The following is a 19,945-nucleotide window of genomic DNA, read 5'->3' on the forward strand; positions in this document are numbered from 1 at the left end:
CGCGACAAACTCCTATCCGGCACAGGCGATGCCGGCCAGGGCCGCACCCCACGAGGCCGCCCACGTACCGAGGGCCAGGGCGAGGCTGCGCCACCGGAACCCGTCCGCCCACAGGGTCACCGCGTCCACGAGCGCCGTCGAAAACGTCGTGAAACCACCCAGGAAGCCCGTCGACACGATCGGCATGAGGCCTGCGGGCACCAGCTGAGTGGCCGCGCCGGCCAGGAAACACCCGATGACGTTGACGACCAGGATGCCGAGCTTCGCCCCCGCCGGGTCGCCCCACGAGTCCAGGGCGCGTTGCACTCCCCGGTCCAGCCAGAAGCGGGCGCACGCGCCTACGCCACCGGCCAGGGCCACGAAGAGTAACGTCGATCCGCTCATGCTCGCCCCTCCTCACCGCTCGCTAGCTGCACTCCCGTGCGGCTACACAGCCACTCCCCCACGCGCATACCCGCCCAGGCACAGGCACCACCCAGCGCCAGGAGACCGAGGGACTGAGAGACGGCCTCGACAATTCCATTGAGCGAGGCGTATCCCACCGACGCGACGATGTATGTCCCGTACGTCGTAAACGCGCCCGCAAAACCCGTGCCGACCAGGAGCTTCAGGGATTTCAGCGACGCCGTATTCCGCGATCCTCGCGCGAGGCGCCCCGCCACCCACGCGGCCAGCGTGCCCAGGAGGAACGCGCCGACGGCGTTGACCGTCAGCGTCGACCACGACAGAAACAATCCGCGCACCGGCGAGGCCTTCGCGACCTCGTCCAAGCCGGCGCGCGCAGCCGTCCCCACGACCCCGCCCACGAAGACCGCCAACCAGTCGGGCACCCGAAAACTCACCATGCACCCCACTGTACGCCTGCGCCACTACCACCCGGGGAGGCGGATCCCGAGGGGCGGCCACCGCCTCGTACACTGGGCACATGACGAACACCGGACGATTCGCGCCCTCCCCTACGGGCGACTTTCACCTGGGCAACCTGCGCACCGCGATCCTCGCGTGGGCGTGGGCGCGCACGACCGGGCGGCGATTCGTCCTGCGCATCGAGGACATCGACCGCGAACGCGCAGGGTCCGCCGAGCGCCAGATCGAGGACCTGGCGGCGATCGGGGTCGACTGGGACGGCGAACCCCTCATCCAAACCGAGCGGGCCGACGCGCACGAGGCCGCCCTGGCGTCGCTGGCCGCGCGCGGGCTCATCTTCGAGTGCTACTGCTCCCGCCGCGATATCCGCGAGGCCGCCTCCGCACCGCACGTCCCACCCGGCCACTACCCGGGCACCTGCCTGACGCTGAGCGAGTCCGAACGCGACGAAAAGCGCGCGGCTTTGGCTGCCCTGGGGCGCGCCCCCGCGCTGCGCCTGGCCGCCCCCTCACCCGAGTGGACCGTGTTCGACGAGCTGCACGGCTCCTACACCGGGGCTGTCGACCACTTCGTCGTGCGCCGCGCGGACGGCGTGCCCGCCTACAACCTCGCGGCCGTCGTCGACGACGCGTTCCAGGGCGTCGACCAGGTCGTGCGCGGCTTCGACCTGCTCTCCCAGGCGCCCGCGCAAGCCCAGCTGGCGCACCTGCTCGGAGCCCCCGAGCCGACGTACGCGCACGTGCCCCTCGCGCTCGCGCCCTCGGGGGCCCGGTTGGCCAAGCGCGACGGCGCCGTCACCCTCTCTGACCTACGAGGCCTGGGCTGGTCCACCGAGGACGTCGTGGCGTTTATCGGTTCCTCCCTGGGAGTGCCCGGGGCGCGTTGCGCCTCCGACATCGCGGATGCTCTGGGGATTGCAGGATTGCGTTCTTTGTCGACCGAGCCGTGGGTCGTGACGCCTCCCAGTTCCTGAGGACTGCTTGTAACCCCACGGGTGTTCCGGGTGCCGCGTGTGCTTAGTTAGGCCGGGCTGCTTTGTGCGCCCGTGGGCGGCGGCCCGCCCGCGAGCCGTCCGCGCCGCGAGCTTCGCTCGGCGCGTCGTCTCGAAGCCCGGCCAGGCCCCGCCGCCGCCCACGGGCACCGCAGCCTGGCCCACCGATCCCTCCGGGGCGCCCTCCACACCGGCGGCGCTGGGTCGCTGATGTGTGCTCTGCGCGTCGACTCGTTGTCCGGACAGGCACTGCCGCCGCCCACGGGCACCGCAGCCAGGCCCACCAGTCCCTCCGGCGCCCTCCACACCAGTGGTGTCTGGTCGCTGATCGTGGCTCGGCGCGTCGTCTCGAAGCCCGGCCAGGCACTGCCGCCGCCCATCAATTTCGCACGTAATTCCCCTGCGGCTTGTTCAAACATTGAATTTGCATAGTTGGAATTGCAACGTTTTTGGGGTGTGTCGAAAAATGACCACGATAAATTACGTGCGAAATTTGGGAGGCGGTGGTGTCGTTGCTGCCCGCGGACGTCGCAGGTAGGCCCGTGGATCCTTCGAAGCCGCCGCGCCTCCAGGGATACGACAGAGGCGGGACCCCGAAGGATCCCGCCTCTCGTTGCGTGCGGTGGCCGCGCCGTCTGCGCCGATAAGCCAGCGCCGGAAACTCAGTGCCCGAGCCTCAGCTCGGTAACAACGGTCGCGGTCGCGTCAGGCGCGAACGCTCAGTTCTTCCACCAGCCCTTGACGGTGTCGACCGCGTGGGCGCCCAGGTCGGTCAGCGCGGAGTGGGCGTTGACCAGGCCGGAGGACAGGCGGGCGGCCTGGAAGCGGGAAGCGACGTTCTCCCAGTTCACAACGTTCCACCAGGCCTTGACGTAGTCGGCCTTGACGTTGAGGTAATCCAGGTAGAAGGCGTGCTCCCACATGTCGATCATGAGCAGCGGAACGGTCGCGACCGGGATGTTGCCCTGCTGGTCGGTCATCTGGTAGGTGACGAGGCGCTTGCCGACGGTGTCCCATGCGAGGACGGCCCAGCCGGAGCCCTGCAGGCCCAGGGCGGCGGCGGCGAACTGAGCCTGGAAGGACTCAAAGGAGCCGAAGAACTCGTCGATGGCGGCACCGAGCTCACCCTCGGGGCGCGAGGCGCCCTCGCCGGTCATGTTGGTCCAGAAGATGGAGTGGTTGGTGTGACCGCCCAGGTTGAAGGCCAGGTTCTTCTCCCACAGGTTGATCGCGGCGAAGTCGCCGGACTCGCGGGCGGCGGCCAGCTTCTCGAGGGCGGCGTTCGCGCCGGCCACGTAGTTGGCGTGGTGCTTGGAGTGGTGCAGCTCCATGATGCGGCCGGAGATGTGGGGCTCGAGAGCGGCGTAATCGTAAGGAAGTTCGGGCAGGGTGTAGACGGTCATGATGCTCCTCCTGGGCCTTGTCGTCGTTTGTCTGTTGACTCCAAGGGTAGTACTTAAGTCCCGCCTTGCGTAGGGGTTATGTGTCACCTTTCGCGCAGTGCGATCAACGACGAGGCCGGGGCTGGGTCTCGCGACCATGCCTCGGCCTCGTGAAACGATAGACGATCAGGCCTTCGCGCGCGCTCGACGCACGAGTACAGAAACGCCCACGACGATCCACGCGATGACGGCACCGAGGATGACGCCGAAGATGCCGGACAGGAGAGTCTCGACCAGCCAGGTCACGAATCCGCCCGCGCCGGACACCGCGTGCTCGGCGACTTCGAGGATGTGGTGGAAGACGGGGACGCCGACCTCGGCGAGGTTCTCGATGACCAGGTGACCGCCGACCCACAGCATCGCGACCGTGCCGACGACCCCGATGACGCTGAAGATGTGCGGCATGACGCGAACGATCGTGCGGCCCACGTTGTCGACGGGGCCGGGGCGATTGTCCTCGGGACCGAGCGCGCCCTTGGCGAGGTGGAGGCCGAAGTCGTCGGCCTTCACGAGCAGCGCGACGAGGCCGTACACGAAGAACGTCATGAAGAAGGCGACAGCGATGAGGACGGCGACGCGCATCATGCCGGTCTCGTTGGACAGGCCGGCCATGGATACGAGCATAATTTCGGCGCTGAGGATCAGGTCGGTGCGGGTCGCCGAAGCGACGATGCCCTTCTCGAGCTCCTCCGCGGAGGTGGCGCCACCCTCCTCGTGCTCCTCGTGGTGGCCGGGCAGCCAGCCGAGCTTCTCGAGGACCTTTTCCCCGCCCTCGAAGCACAGGTACGCGCCGCCCACGATCAGCAGGAATGGCAGGGCCTGCGGGGCCAGCCACGTGAGCAGGAGCGCGATCGGCAGGATGATGAACAGCTTGTTGATGAGGGAGCCGCGCGCGATCTTGCCGATGATGGGCAGCTCGCGCGCCGAGCTCAGGCCCGACACGTACTGAGGCGTCACCGCGGTGTCGTCGATGACGACGCCCACTGCCTTAGAGGAGGCCTTGACGGCGTTGGCCGCGACGTCGTCAATCGACGAGGCTGTGACCTTTGCGAGGGTCGCGATATCGTCGAGCAGTGCGACAAGTCCACCGGACATGGGTTTCCTCCTCTGAGAGGGGCGTGAGGCTCCTGGTTGGGTACCCGCGCATTGTACGCGTGGGGATAGGCTTGAGTCATGACGACTTCCGTACCCGTTCCCGCCCTGGACCGTGACCTGATCGGGCGCCTGCGCGCCGACGTGATCGCCTCGACGTGGACCGTTGAGAATCTTCAGACCCTGATCAGTGAGGGTGCGCTGTCCGCCCTCATGCGCGACTCGCGACTTCCCGCCCTCGTCGAGCTCGCGGGTGCGACCGACCCCGCCGCTGTCCTCACGCGCTTCTTCATCCTCGGCCTGCCCGAGCGCGCCTCGGCCCTGAATGAGGCCCTCCCGACGCTGGGCGCGCACGGCCTGGGGTCCCTCGGCCTCGCGGCGACCATCGACGAGGCCGAGGCCGCCTCCGCGCTCGTCATGCCCCGCGCGGGTGGCGCGCCCAAGCGTGAGCTGAGGGACAAGGGTGCGGACGAGGCCTCGGCCCTGAAGGCTCCGAGCCTGCCGACGATGCGCGACCCCGACGAGGAGGCCCCCGAGCCCGAGGTTGAGGCAGACCCGTGGATGCGCGCCCTGTTCGACCTGCGCCCCCACGCCGCGACCCTGCCGGGTGGCGACCACGAGTGGTGGGTGGCCTCGGACCTGGCGGAGGTGCAGACCGGCAAGCCGCTGTCCGATGACCACGTGCTCGGCATTGGCGGCGCGACCCTGACGCTGCTGGAGATGACCGTGCGTGAGCAGGTTGATTCGGCCCTCGACGTGGGCTGCGGCTGCGGCATTCAGGCCCTCTACCTGGCCACGCACGCCGACCGCGTCGTCGCCACCGACCTGTCGTCGCGCGCGTGCGCGCTCACCCAGTTCAACGCGGCCCTCAACGAGGCCGTCATCGACGTGCGCGAGGGATCCCTCTTCGAGCCGGTCGAGGGCGAGACCTTCGACCTGATCGTCACCAACCCGCCCTTCGTTATTACCCCGGACTCGGTGCGCGGTGCGGCCGGCCTGCTCGAGTACCGCGACGGCGGCATGGACCGCGACAACCTGATCCGCGCGGTCCTGCGCGGCGCGCCCGCGTGCATGAACGAGGGCGGCACCCTGCAGATGCTCGCCAACTGGGAGATCCCCGCCGACCGCAACCCCGACACCCAGTGGTCGTGGCGCGTGGATTCGTGGCTCGACGGCCTGCCGGTGGACGCGTGGGTCGTTCAGCGCGACGTCCTCGACCCCGCGCGCTACGTCGACATGTGGATCCGCGACTCGGGCGGCCAGCTCATGGCCCGCGCCGACTACGAGCGCGCCTTCACCTCGTGGCTGGCCGACTTCCGCCGCGCGGGCACGGGCGCGATCGGCATGGGCTTCGTGGCGCTGCGCAGGCTCGACGAGGCCGAGGCCGCCTCGGGTGGCAAGCGCGCCTACGACCTGTCCCTCGATGGGCACGCCCCGCGCGGGCGCGACGTGGCGTGGGCGCTGGCCTCCCTGCGCGCCCCGGAGCTGTGGGAGGTGGCGCTGACGCGCGCCTCGGATGTGCGCGAGGAGCGCCACTACGTGCCGGGCAGTCCTGACCCGGAGCTGCTCATCATGCACCAGGGCGGGGGACTGGGCCGTTCCGTGCCCGTCTCATCGTCCGTGTCGGCGGTCGTGGGCGCTTCGGACGGCGAGCTGACGGTTGGCCAGATTGCGGCGGCCGTCGCGATGCTCACGTCGGTTGAGGTTGATGATGTGCGCGCCGAGATCGAGGCGCCCCTGCGTGACCTGATCCGCTGGGGCTTCTTGACGTTCTGAGCGGTGTTGTGTGCGTGGGCGCCGCGGCTGCGGGGGCAGCCGCGGCGCTTGGCGTCAGGGCGTTGTTACTTGTCTTTCGGGGCGGAATCAGCCCGGGCCTCGTGAATGCTACTGGCCGTAGTGGAAACGGCAGGAAATGATCCAGAGGGCTTTGCCGTCGTCGCTGATCTGGTAGATCAGGCGGTGCCGTGAGTCGATCCGGCGTGACCAGTACCCCGAGAACTCGTAGCGGAGAGGCTCAGGCTTGCCGATCCCCTCATTTCCGTTGCGCTGGATGTCCTTGATGAGTGCGTTGATGCGCTTGAGGGTCTTGCGATCCTCGAACTGCCACCAGACGTAGTCGTTCCAGGCCTCCTCATCCCATGTGATGTGCATGGTTAGTCCTCGTCGAGCTCAATGAGGTCGTGAACGACGCCCTCGCCAGCGCGGTGACGTGCGATCGATTCGCGCAGGTGGCGGGCGTTTGCGGGGGACTGCATGAGGTAGACGGTCTCCATGAGGGACTCGTACTCGTCGAGGGCGATGATGACGACGCTCTCGTGGCCCTGGCGGGTGATGACGATTTCCTCGCGGTCGTTGACGACCTGGTCGAGGACTTCGGCGTAGCGTGCGCGCGACTCGGTGTAGGTCATGATCTTCATGGGTGCTCCTCTGCTCGCCTATGTACAGAACATTGTACAGGAGGTGAGGGCGTGTGTCGCCAGTGGGCTGGTGATGTGTGGGAGTACTACCTCCGTGCTGGAGCCAGGTACTGCGAAACTGCTGGCGCGGGGCCTGCATCGCGGTGGCCTTCACCTGGGAGGGGGCGGGCTGCGCGTTCTGGATAGGAAATGCCGATCTGGATAGGAACCGCGATTCTGGATAGGTTATTTTCCTATCCAGAACGTCATAACCTATCCAGTTCGTGGTTTCCTATCCACTTTAGTGCTGCGTTCGTACGCGACCACACGTGGGCCGATGATGTGTGCCTGGGCAGCGTCGCCCACGCGCAGGTCATTGGGTTTCCGTGCGCATCAAGCGGTTAACGTGCGGGTCGTCGGGTTTGGGCGCTCTCAACCAGCCCGTGCAGCCCTCGACGAGGCGTTGCTACTGGACGATCGGCTTGCCGCCGATGGACATGGGGGCGCGAGTGCGCGCGTGTGAATCGAGGTCCTTCTCCCACGCGGAGGCGTCCTCCCAGTTGACGGAGGACAGCAGGTGCAGGGCACCCATCTCGCGCAGCGCGTCGAGGAGGATGAAGCGCGGGGCGGGGTAGGGGGCGTTCCAGGGGATCGCGGTCCACAGGCCGTTCTTTCCGACGAGGAATTCGCCGCGGTTACGGTCATGCAGGTCGTTGGCAGCGGTCTGCGCGTCGCCCTCGGCGGCCCACAGCCAGCGGGTGATGCGGAAGGCCTCCCATGTCTCCTCCCACGAGGAGTAGGAGAACTGCAGAGCCCGGTTGATGACCGCGAGGGTATCCCAGGCCTCGTCCTCGCTCAGCCAGCCCTGGCCGGCACCCGCGCGCGTCAGGTTCGCCGCACGAATGAGGTCCCACGCGGCGAAATCGACGGTCTGGATGCCGCGGTCGTTGTCCAGGAAACGGCGGATGCGCCAGCGGCGCTCCCAGTCCTCCATCGACGAGTCGGCGGTCTTATTCAGGCGGGCGATCTCCTTGTCTGCCCAGCCGGGCCTCGCGCAGCGCTCGCGTAGGGCAGCGAAATCCTCGCGGTGTCCGGCGCGCAGCAGCGAATAGATCTGGCGGATCAGGCTCTCGCGGTCGGTGATACCCCAGTCGCGGTCGAGCATGCCCTTCATTCCGGCGGGATCCGACAGCTTCAGCTGGTTAACGATCTCATCGTTGCACAGCGAGTACACCATGGACGGGGCGAGCAGGCGAGCCTGCGGGTCGGTGGCCATGTCCTCGCGCTTGCCGTGCAGCTTCGGGGTGTGGTGCTCGTTGAGCTTGTTCCACTCGCCTTCCTTGCCTGCCTTGCGCACGTCGCGCGGCGCGGGGACGGCGCCCTTTGAGCGGGCGGCCGCCTGCTTGAACATATTCGCAGCTAGGGCCACGATGACGCAGCCGATCGCGAACCAGATCGGGAACGGAATGTCGGAGAGGAAATTCTGGAGCACAGACTGATTGTGCCCGATGGAAAGCAGATCACACAATTCAGGGGTGTTTGTGCGCACCACGTGGGACGAGGCCGGGGCCGGGTTGCGTGGGTCCCGGCCCCGGCCTCGTGGATCGGCCTTGGTCAGCTCGCGTCCTGGGGGTCAGCCCGCCCGCTTCGGCGTGATCCCCATGAGGACCGTGTCCGGGTGGGGGTAGGTGCCGAGGAGGGCGCGCTGGCGAGCAAGCCACGAATCCGGGTGCGCGGGGGACGCGACGAGCAGGTCGTCGTAGAGAGGAATCGCGGACGATGCGCCAACATCCGAAAGTGCCGCAAGGCGAACGCCCGAGGGCGCGTCATAGAGGATCATCGTACGCGCCGACTTTACACCCTCACCGTCAGGAGAATCAGATCGAGCCTCCGCGACCAGGAAGGAACCGTCCAATGCCACGATCGGCGTGCGGCCGTAGGATGCCGGTTCGGGGTAGCCGTCCGCGGTGGTCACCATGAGAACTTGGCCGTTGATGGCTTTCACGTCGCTCACGTCGGTGTCCGTTCGTTCGATGCACGCCGCAGCCCACGGCACTTCTCCGGTGTGAATCGTCTCGATGGCCTGTTGGGCAGTGGGGGTGACAACCTGGCCCTGGGGATCCCAGCAAGTGGTCGCTCTGAAGGCCTTCCACGTCAGGGATCCGTAGACGCGGGGAGTCTGAGCGATCTGGTGTCCGTCCGGGGACAAGCTCACGTAATCCTCTGCAAACTTGCTTGTCGTCGACGGACGGACAGTGAGCCACCCCTCGCTCGTGGCCAGTATCGATGATTCGAAGAGGCCACTCTCGGGGAGGTCGCCGCGTACGTAGCTGCCGTCGACGAGGTTTATAAAGCCGTCGATGACCCAAGAGCTCCGCCCCGGTTCTTCATCATCCAAGCTAGGGTGAGCTACATACACGTAGCCGTTTGCTGCGGGAACATTCACAGGGGCGTGTTGATGGCCGTCGTCCCCGCTTGTGCGATAGGTCCACGCAACCGTTCCGTCCTTGCGCCACGCCTGACAGGAGAACTCGGCGTCATTGGGAATAGACAGGTCCCAGCTCTTGGCGGGTTCGCAGGTGAGGGCCACCGGCCACATCACCCGGACGAAGGGACTTTTCTGCCCGAGAGCGTAAGGAATTCCAACGAGAGTGCCAGGTTCAGGACTGTGTGAGAAATAGCTGGGTCGTAGTTCCGTCGGAAGGGGCTCTTTCCACGTGGCAGTGACGGCACCGTCGGAGGCGCGGATCGTCTGATCGCCGACGACGATGGAGTCCTCCCACACGAAGAGCTTGCCGCTCGTCTTGGGCAGGTCGTGATGCCACAGGACAGTGGGGGTCTTTCCGCTTGCGTCGATGCCGACGAGCTCGGCGGTCGATGTGGCAGTCTTCTTGTTTGTGGGTTGAGACGGTTCGTCTGCCTGCTCGGGGAGGGCGAGTGCGATGAGTACCCCGTCGATCGTTGTGGTGGCAGCGATCTGCCCCGTGATGCCGAGATCAGAGGCCGTGGCCTCCCAGGCGACGTCGAAGCCCGAGGCGAAGTCCGGGGAAATGAAGGAGGAGACACGTGCGTTGCCCGAATACCCTGTCGGCCGGTGGGTAAGCCAGGACAATCCGAGGGCCAGAGCAGCGACGATGAGAACGGTGATGGCCGCGATGAGCTTGCGAACCGGGCGGGGAAGGCGACGGATGGATGTGGTCATCGGACACTCCTCATTGGTCCGGGGGCGGGGGTCAGGCCGACGATGTGGTCGCCGGGAGAGGGAGCTAATGCAAGAATGCGCTTATACCACGGTGAGCTTGTAGGAGCTATGCGGGCGACGATGAGGTCGTCGTAGAGTGGAGTTGCTGAGCGAACACCGAGGTCATTCCAGTCGGGTACCGCATCGTTTCGGAGCGCGTGGAAGGGCTCTGACTGAGCAGCCTCCGCACGTTCTGTGTCGAAGAGTAGAGGCTTTCGATCCTCAAGGCTGGTGTATAGAGGGGAGTCGGCCACGATACGGGGCATGAGTACGACGGAGGCATCCCGGCTGTAGGCAATGCCGCGCGCCCACGTGGAAGCGTCCACATCGTCATCGAAAACTTGAAGATCAGTGACGATCTCCTGGTTGTCGTTGATGATGACCGAGGCCATGACCGAGCCAGGCGACGTGTAGACCACCGCGCTCGAGGCCTCCCACGTGTGCTCGCCCGTGGCGGCGAAGTGGAGGAGGTCCTCAGTGGTGGGCAGTTCGGAATCGTCCGTCGCGTGGACGGTCAGGAAAGCGATGCGTTCCATTGCCTCGAACGACAGAGTGTCCACCCTCGGATTCGATCCGTCAGGGGCGACGGTGGCAACGTAGGACTCTCTACCGCTGCTAAGTCCGTCACTGATGATCCAGCCATCCCTGCCGCGAATGATGGGTAGTCGAAATGTGCTTGGATTTAGTGGGCGACACGTTGTCGTACCGTCGCGATTCTCCTCTCTCGCCGGGCCGCACGACTCCTCAATGGCGTCGACCCCCGTGCGTTCGCCCGTCTCCAGGTTCAGGAAGCCGGCCAGTCCTCTGGCGATTGAATCGGGGGTCATATGGTATGTGGAATAACCCGAGTACAAGAGCGGAACCCACCCGTCCACGGGAGCGACGTCGTCGGGGAATGACCAGCCTGACGTGTCGAGATCCCACACGTGTGTCGCGGTCTTGTCCCAGGCCTCGCACAGTCCGGTGGCCGGATCGGGGCAATAGAAACGGACAGGCCCGATGGGGGCCGTCGACCAGCCTTCCGTCGAGGCGTGCTCGTAAGGGGAGAGTCCCAGATGAAGCCCCGACGACGACGGCCAGCCAGTTGTTACCTTCCCATCTGCTGGAGAGATCAGTGTATTGCCGACGAGGAGGTCGCCGTCCCACCAGTGCACGCCGGGTTCGTCGTCGACGTCGACGTGCCATAGCTGGCGGGGGGTGGAGTGGGAGGCGTCGTAGCCGACGGCGATGCGCTGGCTCCCGCGATAGCCCACCAGGAAGAGGTAGCCGTCGCGTGCGACGTAGTCGTCGATGCGGTCCAGGCCCGCGTCCGCTGCCTCGATCTGCCATGCCAGGCGCACACCGTTGACGTAGTCGCCAGAAAGAAAGCCAGTGTCCTTGGCGTTGCCGTGGTAGCCCCACGATCCGGCCACTGTATGGAGGACGGCGAACACGCAGATGATGCTGGTTATCACCATCCACAGGCGTGAGCCGTGGGTAAAGGGGCAGATGATCTTGTACCAGAGGCGCTTAAGGCCCTCGGACTGCTCGAATTCGAGTGCGTCTGGGAATCGCATGGTTCGATCGTAACCGGATCCGCTAGTAACCGGGTAATTTTGACGGCGTCGCAGACCAGACGAGGCCGGGGATGGGTTGTGTATCCCGGCCCCGGCCTCGTGAATCAGCCTTGGTCAGCTCGCCCGCTTCGGCGTGATGCCCATGAGGACCGTGTTCGGGTGGGGGTAGGTGCCGAGGTAGGCGCGCTGGCGAGCAAGCCACGAATCCGGGTGTGCGGGGGACGCGATGAGCAGGTCATCGTAGAAGGGCTGCGCGGACCTTGCCCCGACCTGTGAGAGGGAGGCGATCTTGACGCCTGACCGGGAGTAGTACAAGGCTGGACCGTCTTCCTTGGTGGAACTCTTCTCGTCGCTCTCTATCGACTGGATGCCGAGGATCAGTGAGCCGTCAGCCGATAAGAATGCTCCTTGTTCGTAATTCGTGTAGGTGGGTGTTCCGTCCTTGTCGGGGGCTACGAATCTCCTGCCGTTGAGAGTGGTGAGGTCAGAGTCGGATCGGGGAGTGACGATACCGCTGCACACGGGTGTCCAGCCGTGCCCGGTGCGGAGGGCCGTGAGGGCCTGCTCGGCTGTGGGAAGAACTGCAAGCCCATCGGTATCCGTGCACGTGGTGGTGATGAGTGTCCTCCACCTTAGTGAGTTGGTGGTCAGCGTCATCATCTCGCGGAGGCTGCCGTCTGGGTTCAAGACGGCGATGTCACCGTCTTCAAGCTGCGCATAATCCATCCCATTGACGAGCCAGCCGTCGCTTGTCGCGTAGATCTCGCTTGTCGCGTAGACGTTGTCGATGGAGAGGCGACCAGAGAAGGCCACGCCGAGATCCGTGATGGATCCGTCGATAAGGCTGAGGAATGAATCGAGGGACAGAATATTATAGTTGTCGTAGTGCCCGACGATGAGATGACTGTTGGCTGCAGTGATAACGGTTGGCTTAACCGTCTGCCCATCGGCGTTCCTTGTGACCGCATAGTTCCAGGCTTGGGTGCCGTCCTTGTGCCACCCCGTGCACGAGGCTTCCTCGTTGCGATCGCCTTCCTGTGAATCGTCGATAGGCGTGCAGGTGACCACGACGGGCCAGGTGATAGGAATAAAGCTTGCAACGGCGCCCCGTGATGGGAGTGTCGCCGAGAGGACGAGTGGGGAATCTAGATAGCGGCCGTCCCCGACAGAGGCAGGCAAGGGAGAGTCCCAGGTGGCGGTCACGACCCCGTCGGATGCTCGAATTGTCTCCCCGCCCGCGATGATCGAGTCATCCCAGGTGAAGAGTGTGCGACTCCGAGAATTTAACTCGTGTCGCCACAGAACGACAGGAGCGGATCCACTGGGATCAATGCCGATGAGTGTCGCTGGGATTGCTTCTTTTGCGTTCGACGATTTTCCTTCCTCAGCGGCGAGCACGACGAGGATCCCGTCGACCCGCGTGCTGGCCACGACCGGTGCGTTGACGCCCAGGTCCTTGCTTGTCATCTCCCAGGCGACGGAGAACCCGGAGGAGAAATCGGTGGAGATGGCCTGCGAGGGGTGGGCGTGACCGGAGTAACCGGTGGGGAGGTGGATCAGCCATGACAGGGCGACCCCGAGACCGGAAACGAGAATAGTGACGAGTAGTTTTCTCGTGCGGATAAAAATAAGCGTGGAAACAAGGAACTTGCGCGCACTATCCGGGGCAGTCATCGAACGCTCCTCATCGGTCCGGGGGCTGGGGTCAGGCCGACGATACGGTCGCCGGATGAGGGGGTTAGGGCAAGCAAGCGCTTATACCATGGCGAGCTCTTGGGGGATATGCGAGCGACGACGAGATCATCGAAGAGAACTGTGCCGGATGAAACGCGCAGGGTTCGCCATCCAGGGACGGCAGCGTCCTTAAGCCAGTAGTCGTCCTGACCAGGTGATGTCCAGTTGCGTTGAGCGATCGCCGAGTCAACGAGGAGTGGCGTGTAGTAATCCTTGACGTCGCTCGTGGACTCGGGGATCAATGCCACCGATGCGTCACGGCTATAGACAATGCCCCGCGCCCACGTGCGAGCGTCCACATCGTCATCGAAAACTTGACGATTAGTGACGAGCTCCTGGTTGTCGTTGATGATGACCGAGGCCATGACCGAGCCAGGCGACGTGTAGACCACCGCGCTCGAAGCCTCCCACGTGTGGTCGCCCGTGGCGGCGTAGTGGAGGAGGTCCACAGTGGTGGGCAGTTCGGAATCGTCCGTCGCGTGGACGTTGAGGAAGGCGATGCGTTCCATTGCCTCGAACGACAGGGAGCTCACCTGCGGGTTTGTGCCGTCGGGGGCGACGATGGCCACGTAGGACTCTCTACCGCTGCTAAGTCCGTCACTGATGATCCAGCCATCCCTGCCGCGAATGATGGGTAGTCGAAATGTGCTTGGATTTAGTGGGCGACATGTTGTCGTACCGTCGTGATTCTCCTTGACGGCGGGACCGCATGCCTCCTCGATGGCGTCGATCCCCGTGCGTTCGCCCGTCTCCAGGTTCAGGAATCCGGCCAGCCCATACGTCATGTCTCGAAGACTCTTGTCCGTCGACTTGTCTGTTCTCACCAGCGGCACCCAGCCGTTCACAGGGGCAAGGACGTCAGGGATCGTATCCGAGGAGGCATCGAAGTCCCACACGTGTGTCGCGGACTTATCCCAGGCCTCACAGTGTCCGGTGGAGAGATCAGGGCAGTACAGGCGGATCGGGCCAATGGGGGCGCTTGACCATCCCGTAGAGGTGGGGCGTGCATATGCGTTCCCAGCCAGGGAATCACCCGACGACGGCCAGCCAGTTGTGACCTTCCCATCTGCCGGAGAGATCAGTGTGTTGCCGACGAGGAGGTCCCCGTCCCACCAGTGCACGCCGGGTTCGTCGTCGACGTCGACGCGCCACAGCTCGCGCGGGCTGGAGTGCGAGGCGTCGTAACCGACGGCGACGCGCTGGCTCCCGCGATAGCCCACCAGGAAGAGGTAGCCGTCGCGTGCGATGTACGTGTTGATCATGTCCAAATCGGCATCGTTTGCATCGATTTGCCAGGCCAGGCGCACGCCGTTGACGAAGTTCCCCGAGAGAAATCCTGTGTCTTGGGCGCGGCCGTGATAGCCCCACGAGCCGTTCGTTGAATGCATGACGGCGAGCGCGCAGATGATGCTGGTTATCACCATCCACAGTCGTGCTCCGTGGGTGTGTGGGGTAATGATCTTGTACCAGAGGCGCTTGGATCGCCCCGCCCACAGGTAGTCTTCATCGTCTGGGAATCGCATGGACTGATCGTAACCGCTCGTCATGGTTCCCGCGTCAACACGAACGGCCTGGGACACGCCACGAGGCCGGGGCTCCCCCTATGTATAGGTATCGCAACGCGCTCCCACCGGCGCCTCGCCCGGGCGCGCCCGCGCGCGAGAATCCGCCACTGCCTCGTGAATGTCAAACCCGAAGGGCGTGAGACGCGCGGAAGCGTCCCCGGTACCCAGATGCGGGTGGGACGCGGTAAGGTCCATCCCAGATGCCTCGCCGGGTGCTCTCGGCATGAGGGTGCTACAAATACTGGGGAAGCGACGGAAGGGACCGGCAATGTCAGCGACGAAGCTCGTGATCGTGGAGTCTCCTGCGAAGGCAGCCACCATCGAGGGATACCTGGGTCCCGACTACCACGTGACCGCCTCCATCGGCCACATTCGCGACCTCCCGCAGCCCTCCGAGCTACCCAAGGACATGAAGAAGGGGCCGTTCGGCCGCTTCGCCGTCAACGTGGATGACGGTTTCGCGCCCTATTACGTGGTGAACCCGGACAAGAAGAAAAAGGTCACCGAACTCAAGAAGCTCCTCAAGGAGTGCGACGAACTCTATCTGGCAACTGATGAGGACCGCGAGGGTGAGGCCATCGCGTGGCACCTCCTGCAGGTCTTGAAGCCGAAGGTTCCCGTGCGCCGCATGGTGTTCCACGAAATCACGAAGGAAGCGATCCAGCGCGCCCTGGAGAACACGCGCGACCTGGACACCGACCTCGTGGACGCGCAGGAGACCCGCCGCATCCTCGACCGCCTCTACGGCTACGAGGTCTCGCCCCTCCTGTGGCGCAAGATCCGCCCGTCCCTGTCGGCCGGCCGCGTGCAGTCGGTGGCCACGCGCCTCGTGGTCGCCAGGGAACGTGAGCGCATGGCGCACGTGAGCGCCCAGTACTGGTCGATCGACACGGCTTTCACGTCGGCGGGCCAGGCCTTCGGCGCGCGCGTCTCCTCCGTGGACGGCCACTCGATCGCGACCGGCTCCGACTTCAGCGAGAAGGGCGAGCTGAGCGCGAAGGCGGCCAAGGCCGGCGTCCTCCACCTGGACGAGGCCACCGCCCGGGCCTACGCCCGCGCGCTGTCCGACGCCCCGGCCTCGGTTATCGACTCGGTGACCCGCAAGCCCTACCGCCGCCGCCCAGCCGCCCCCTTCACGACGTCGACCCTCCAGCAGGAGGCGTCGCGCAAGCTGCACTGGAACGCGTCCTCGACGATGCGCACCGCCCAGTCCCTGTACGAGTCCGGTTACATCACCTACATGCGTACCGACTCCACGGCCCTGTCCAGCCAGGCGATCCACGCCGCCCGCGAGCAGGCCACCCAGCTCTACGGGGCCGAGGCCGTGGCCGAGTCCCCGCGCCTGTACGGCACCACCTCGAAGGGTGCGCAGGAGGCGCACGAGGCGATCCGTCCCGCGGGTGATCACTTCCGCACGCCGGGCGAGGTGGCCGGTTCCCTGTCGAAGCAGCAGCTGGCCCTGTACGACCTGATCTGGAAGCGCACGGTTGCCTCGCAGATGGCCGACGCTCTCGGCTACACGGCGACGATCCGCGTGCTCACCGGCATCGAGGTCGACGGCAAGCGCCACGACGTGCTGTCCTCGGCCTCGGGCACGGTTATCACCTCCCCGGGCTTCCGCCTGGCCTACCAGGAGGGCCGCGACCAGGGGCGTTATGACGCGGAAAAGAACGACGCGGAGAAGATGCTCCCAGACGTCGCCGAGGGTGATCCCGCGACGCTGACCGAGGCCACCCCCGACGGCCATGAGACCCAGCCCCCGGGCCGCTACACGGAGGCGACGCTGGTCAAGACCATGGAGGAGCTCGGCATCGGCCGTCCCTCCACCTACGCGGCGACCATCCAGACGATCGGGGACCGCGGGTACGTGACGCACCGCGGTCAGTACCTGGTGCCCACGTGGCTGGCGTTTTCCGTGACGCGCCTGCTCGAGGAGAACCTGGCGAACCTGGTCGACTACGACTTCACGGCCTCGATGGAGGGCGACCTGGACCGTATCGCCGCGGGCGAGGAGAACGGCACGGAGTTCCTGACCGGCTTCTTCTTCGGCCCCGACGGCACGGGTGAGAACGGCGGCCTGCGCCATGGCGTCGCCTCCCTGGGTGACGACATCGACGCACGCGCCGTTAACTCGATCGACCTGGGTCGCGGCGTGACGCTGCGCGTGGGTCGCTACGGCCCCTACATGGAAAAGGCCGATGGGACGCGCGCAAACGTGCCGCCGGAGGTCGCTCCCGACGAGCTGACGGATGAGCTGATCGACCAGCTCTTCTCCCGCGCCGCCGACGACGGCCGCGAGCTGGGTGTCGACCCGGCGACCGGTCACACGATCATCGTCAAGGATGGCCGCTACGGCCCCTACGTCACCGAGGTCCTCCCCGAGGTGGCCGATGGCGGCGAGGAGGGCGCGAAGAAGACGAAGAAGAGCGCCGCCAAGCCTCGTACCGCCTCGCTGTTCAAGACCATGGACATCGCCACCGTCACCCTCGAGGACGCGCTGTCGCTGCTGTCCCTGCCGCGCGAGGTGGGCACGGACCCGGCCTCGGGCGAGGTCATCACCGCGCAGAACGGCCGCTACGGCCCCTACCTGAAGAAGGGCACGGACTCGCGCACGCTGGCCTCCGAGGACCAGCTGCTGACCATCACCCTGGACGAGGCCCTGGCCATCTACGCGCAGCCCAAGACGCGAGGCCGCGGCACGGCCCGCCCGCCGCTGCGCGAGTTCGGCGTGGACCCGATCTCGGGCAAGAAGGTCACCGTCAAGGACGGGCGCTTCGGCCCCTACGTGACGGACGGCGAGACCAACGTGACGGTGCCGCGCGCCGAGACGGTCGAGGACCTGACGGCCGAGCGTGCCTACGAGCTGTTGGCGGATAAGCGCGCCAAGGGCCCCGCCCCCAAGCGCACGCGCAAGACGGCCGCGAAGAAGACGACGGCCAAGAAGACCACCGCGAAGAAGACGACGGCCAAGAAGACCACCGCGAAGAAGACGGCCACCAAGAAGGCCGCGACGAAGAAGGACAGCTGATGGCAGCGCGAGGAGTGTTCATCACCTTCGAAGGTGGCGACGGCTCGGGGAAGTCCACGCAGATCCAGTCGGTGCGTGACTGGTTCGAGAGCCGTGGCCGCGAGGTCATCGTCACCCGCGAGCCGGGCGGTACCGAGCTGGGTACGGAGATCCGTCGCCTCGTGCAGAACGGCCCCGAGGACGTCGACGCACGCACGGAGGCCCTCCTGTACGCGGCCGACCGCGCCTACCACGTCGCCACGGTCATCGCCCCCGCTCTCGAGCGCGGCGCGGTCGTGCTGGGTGACCGCTACATTGATTCCTCCCTGGCCTACCAGGGCGCGGCCCGCTCCCTCGGCGTGGACGAGATCGCATCCCTGTCCGCGTGGGCGACCCGCGGACTCTACCCCTCGCTGACCTTCCTCCTGGACCTGCCCCCGGAGGTCGGCGCGCGCCGCCGCACCGACGCACCGGACCGCATGGAACGCGAGTCCATGGACTTCCACGAGCGCGTGCGCCACGAGTACCTGCGCCTCGCCGACGCCGAACCCGACCGCATCGTCGTCATCGACGCGGTGGGCACGGTCGATGAGGTCTTCTCCGAGATCCGCGGGGTCCTCGTCGAGCGCTTCGAGGGTGGCTCCGTCACCATCGACGAGGCCGACGACTCCGTTCCCGCGCCCACGCAGGAGGCCCTGGCCTCGTCGTCTGAGGCCCCCGAGACCCCTGAGGCCGCTGAGAAACCGCGCGAGAAGAGCGCGAACAAGGGCAGCGCTCGCAAGCCAGCCACCATGGTGGGAGCCCTGGGCGAGTCCCAGGGCGCGCTCTGGGATGAATGATGAGCGTTTGGTCCTCGCTCGTCGGACAGGACGCGGCGGTCGCTAAGCTCAGCGAGGCCGCGGCGTCCGCCCGCGCGATCGTGGCCTCCCGTGGCGGCTCTCGCGCCTCCGACGATGCGCGTTCCATGAGCCATGCGTGGCTCATCACCGGCCCTCCCGGGTCGGGTCGCTCCGTCGCTGCCCGCGCCTTTGCGGCAGCCCTGCAGTGCACGGGTGAGACCGTGGGGTGCGGCCAGTGCGCCGGATGCCGCACGACGATGGGCCGCACGAACGCCGACGTCGTCTTCGCGGCCACCGAGACCTCGATCATCAACGTGGAGACCGCCCGTTCCCTCGTGCTGCAGGCGCAGTCCTCGCCCTCCCAGGGGCTGTGGCGCGTCATCGTCGTCGAGGATGCGGACCGCCTCGGCGAGTCCGGCGCGAACGCCCTGCTCAAGGCCATCGAAGAGCCGCCCGAGCACACCGTGTGGCTGCTGTGCGCCCCCAGCCCCGAGGACATGATCGCGACGATCCGCTCGCGTTGCCGCCACCTCGGCCTGCGTATCCCCACAGCCAGTGCAGTCGCTGACCTGCTCGTGCGCGAAGGCATCGCCACCCCCGAGGTCGCCCTCGAGGCCGCTCGTGCCGCCCAGTCGCACATCGGCCTGGCCCGAGCACTCGCCCGCGACCCCCAGATGCGCGAACGCCGCCGAGCCATCATCACCGCGCCCGCCTCCGTGCGCAGCGTCGGCGAGGCCGTCATGGCTGCCGACCGCCTCCTCGAGACCGCGAAAGCCCAAGCCGACGCGCAGGTCAGCGAACGAAACGCCCGCGAAAAGGCCGAACTGATGCGCCAGCTCGGCATGGACGAGGGCGAGAGCGCCACCAAGGCCTCGCGCACGATGATCCGCCAGCTCGAGGAGGACCAAAAGCGCCGCTCCAAGCGTGCCCTCACCGACGCGATCGACCGCGCCCTCATCGACTTGCTTGCAATCTACCGAGACGTCCTCATGGTCCAGGTGGGCGGGGACGGCGAACTCATTAACACGGACCTGTCCGACCTTGTGCACCAGATCGCCCAGGACTCCACGCCGCGCCAGACCCTCGCGCGCGTCGACCACATCGAGACCGCACGCAAACGCCTCGTCGCAAACGGCAACCCCCTGCTGGTCCTCGAAGACATGGCGATTTCGCTGCGTCCCCAAGCCTGAAAACTGACCCGGCGTTTCTCCGTTA

General features: G+C 66.2%; 16 protein-coding genes. 5 read left to right on the forward strand and 11 right to left on the reverse strand.

The annotated features are described in order from the left end of the window. Positions 1-12 precede the first annotated feature (12 nt). Both JJJ16_RS09925 and JJJ16_RS09930 read right to left on the reverse strand, forming a co-directional pair. Complete coding sequence (locus tag JJJ16_RS09925) at positions 13-384, reverse strand: fluoride efflux transporter FluC (protein WP_219752650.1); 372 nt, start codon at positions 382-384, stop codon at positions 13-15. Then, on the reverse strand, positions 381-845 hold the full coding sequence (locus JJJ16_RS09930; RefSeq protein ID WP_219752651.1) for a fluoride efflux transporter FluC: 465 nt from the start codon (positions 843-845) through the stop codon (positions 381-383). The genes JJJ16_RS09925 and JJJ16_RS09930 overlap by 4 nt, the downstream gene beginning before the upstream one ends. 80 nt (positions 846-925) lie before the next feature. On the opposite strand from JJJ16_RS09930, the gene gluQRS reads away from it, so the two are divergent. Continuing rightward, positions 926-1,840 (forward strand): tRNA glutamyl-Q(34) synthetase GluQRS, encoded by a 915-nt coding sequence (gluQRS, locus tag JJJ16_RS09935; RefSeq protein WP_219752652.1) that lies wholly within the window; start codon positions 926-928, stop codon positions 1,838-1,840. A gap of 737 nt (positions 1,841-2,577) precedes the next feature. Here the strand turns inward: gluQRS and JJJ16_RS09940 are convergent. Then, positions 2,578-3,261: a superoxide dismutase gene (locus JJJ16_RS09940; protein WP_219752653.1), complete on the reverse strand. Its 684-nt coding sequence runs from the start codon at positions 3,259-3,261 to the stop codon at positions 2,578-2,580. Positions 3,262-3,426: 165 nt separating this feature from the next. Next, positions 3,427-4,395: a DUF808 domain-containing protein gene (locus tag JJJ16_RS09945; protein WP_219752654.1), complete on the reverse strand. Its 969-nt coding sequence runs from the start codon at positions 4,393-4,395 to the stop codon at positions 3,427-3,429. 78 nt (positions 4,396-4,473) lie between these two features. On the opposite strand from JJJ16_RS09945, the gene JJJ16_RS09950 reads away from it, so the two are divergent. Beyond that, positions 4,474-6,168 (forward strand): methyltransferase, encoded by a 1,695-nt coding sequence (locus JJJ16_RS09950; RefSeq protein WP_219752656.1) that lies wholly within the window; start codon positions 4,474-4,476, stop codon positions 6,166-6,168. Between the two features lie 108 nt (positions 6,169-6,276). On the opposite strand, the gene JJJ16_RS09955 is transcribed toward JJJ16_RS09950, so the two are convergent. The 7 genes from JJJ16_RS09955 to JJJ16_RS09985 form a co-directional block, all read right to left on the reverse strand. Continuing rightward, positions 6,277-6,543 (reverse strand): Txe/YoeB family addiction module toxin, encoded by a 267-nt coding sequence (locus tag JJJ16_RS09955; RefSeq protein WP_009053938.1) that lies wholly within the window; start codon positions 6,541-6,543, stop codon positions 6,277-6,279. Between the two features lie 2 nt (positions 6,544-6,545). Further along, positions 6,546-6,809, reverse strand: a complete 264-nt coding sequence (locus tag JJJ16_RS09960) for a type II toxin-antitoxin system Phd/YefM family antitoxin (RefSeq protein ID WP_219752658.1) — start codon at positions 6,807-6,809, stop codon at positions 6,546-6,548. Positions 6,810-7,254: 445 nt separating this feature from the next. Next, a complete protein-coding gene (locus JJJ16_RS09965; RefSeq protein ID WP_219752660.1) occupies positions 7,255-8,280 on the reverse strand; it encodes a DUF1266 domain-containing protein in 1,026 nt (341 codons plus the stop codon). A 141-nt stretch (positions 8,281-8,421) separates the two neighbouring features. After that, the gene (locus JJJ16_RS09970) at positions 8,422-9,990 is read right to left on the reverse strand and encodes a hypothetical protein (protein ID WP_219752662.1); all 1,569 of its coding nucleotides are present in this window, start codon (positions 9,988-9,990) and stop codon (positions 8,422-8,424) included. Further along, complete coding sequence (locus JJJ16_RS09975; RefSeq protein ID WP_219752663.1) at positions 9,987-11,585, reverse strand: hypothetical protein; 1,599 nt, start codon at positions 11,583-11,585, stop codon at positions 9,987-9,989. Before JJJ16_RS09975 ends, JJJ16_RS09970 begins: the two co-directional genes overlap by 4 nt. A 114-nt stretch (positions 11,586-11,699) precedes the next feature. Next, positions 11,700-13,259, reverse strand: a complete 1,560-nt coding sequence (locus JJJ16_RS09980; protein ID WP_219752665.1) for a hypothetical protein — start codon at positions 13,257-13,259, stop codon at positions 11,700-11,702. Beyond that, positions 13,256-14,842: a hypothetical protein gene (locus JJJ16_RS09985; RefSeq protein ID WP_219752666.1), complete on the reverse strand. Its 1,587-nt coding sequence runs from the start codon at positions 14,840-14,842 to the stop codon at positions 13,256-13,258. Before JJJ16_RS09985 ends, JJJ16_RS09980 begins: the two co-directional genes overlap by 4 nt. A gap of 310 nt (positions 14,843-15,152) precedes the next feature. Here JJJ16_RS09985 and topA point away from each other — a divergent pair, with 310 nt between their 5' ends. Genes topA through JJJ16_RS10000 form a run of 3 tightly spaced genes read left to right on the forward strand, consistent with a single transcriptional unit; the run spans position 15,153 to position 19,920 of the window. Next, a complete protein-coding gene (topA, locus tag JJJ16_RS09990; protein WP_219752668.1) occupies positions 15,153-17,912 on the forward strand; it encodes a type I DNA topoisomerase in 2,760 nt (919 codons plus the stop codon). Then, positions 17,912-18,730, forward strand: a complete 819-nt coding sequence (tmk, locus tag JJJ16_RS09995; protein ID WP_219752670.1) for a dTMP kinase — start codon at positions 17,912-17,914, stop codon at positions 18,728-18,730. The genes topA and tmk overlap by 1 nt, the downstream gene beginning before the upstream one ends. After that, complete coding sequence (locus JJJ16_RS10000) at positions 18,727-19,920, forward strand: DNA polymerase III subunit delta' (protein WP_219752672.1); 1,194 nt, start codon at positions 18,727-18,729, stop codon at positions 19,918-19,920. The genes tmk and JJJ16_RS10000 overlap by 4 nt, the downstream gene beginning before the upstream one ends. Positions 19,921-19,945: the final 25 nt, after the last annotated feature.

Source organism: Schaalia sp. ORNL0103, assembly GCF_019429565.1.
GTDB lineage: Bacteria > Actinomycetota > Actinomycetes > Actinomycetales > Actinomycetaceae > Pauljensenia.

What these genes read in the sequence shown, in the direction of transcription:
- JJJ16_RS09925 (WP_219752650.1), bottom strand. Translation starts at nt 384, where the DNA reads ATGAGCGGATCGACGTTACTCTTCGTGGCCCTGGCCGGTGGCGTAGGC.
- JJJ16_RS09930 (WP_219752651.1), bottom strand. Translation starts at nt 845, where the DNA reads ATGGTGAGTTTTCGGGTGCCCGACTGGTTGGCGGTCTTCGTGGGCGGG.
- gluQRS (WP_219752652.1), top strand. Translation starts at nt 926, where the DNA reads ATGACGAACACCGGACGATTCGCGCCCTCCCCTACGGGCGACTTTCAC.
- JJJ16_RS09940 (WP_219752653.1), bottom strand. Translation starts at nt 3,261, where the DNA reads ATGACCGTCTACACCCTGCCCGAACTTCCTTACGATTACGCCGCTCTC.
- JJJ16_RS09945 (WP_219752654.1), bottom strand. Translation starts at nt 4,395, where the DNA reads ATGTCCGGTGGACTTGTCGCACTGCTCGACGATATCGCGACCCTCGCA.
- JJJ16_RS09950 (WP_219752656.1), top strand. Translation starts at nt 4,474, where the DNA reads ATGACGACTTCCGTACCCGTTCCCGCCCTGGACCGTGACCTGATCGGG.
- JJJ16_RS09955 (WP_009053938.1), bottom strand. Translation starts at nt 6,543, where the DNA reads ATGCACATCACATGGGATGAGGAGGCCTGGAACGACTACGTCTGGTGG.
- JJJ16_RS09960 (WP_219752658.1), bottom strand. Translation starts at nt 6,809, where the DNA reads ATGAAGATCATGACCTACACCGAGTCGCGCGCACGCTACGCCGAAGTC.
- JJJ16_RS09970 (WP_219752662.1), bottom strand. Translation starts at nt 9,990, where the DNA reads ATGACCACATCCATCCGTCGCCTTCCCCGCCCGGTTCGCAAGCTCATC.
- JJJ16_RS09975 (WP_219752663.1), bottom strand. Translation starts at nt 11,585, where the DNA reads ATGCGATTCCCAGACGCACTCGAATTCGAGCAGTCCGAGGGCCTTAAG.
- JJJ16_RS09980 (WP_219752665.1), bottom strand. Translation starts at nt 13,259, where the DNA reads ATGACTGCCCCGGATAGTGCGCGCAAGTTCCTTGTTTCCACGCTTATT.
- JJJ16_RS09985 (WP_219752666.1), bottom strand. Translation starts at nt 14,842, where the DNA reads ATGCGATTCCCAGACGATGAAGACTACCTGTGGGCGGGGCGATCCAAG.
- topA (WP_219752668.1), top strand. Translation starts at nt 15,153, where the DNA reads ATGTCAGCGACGAAGCTCGTGATCGTGGAGTCTCCTGCGAAGGCAGCC.
- tmk (WP_219752670.1), top strand. Translation starts at nt 17,912, where the DNA reads ATGGCAGCGCGAGGAGTGTTCATCACCTTCGAAGGTGGCGACGGCTCG.
- JJJ16_RS10000 (WP_219752672.1), top strand. Translation starts at nt 18,727, where the DNA reads ATGATGAGCGTTTGGTCCTCGCTCGTCGGACAGGACGCGGCGGTCGCT.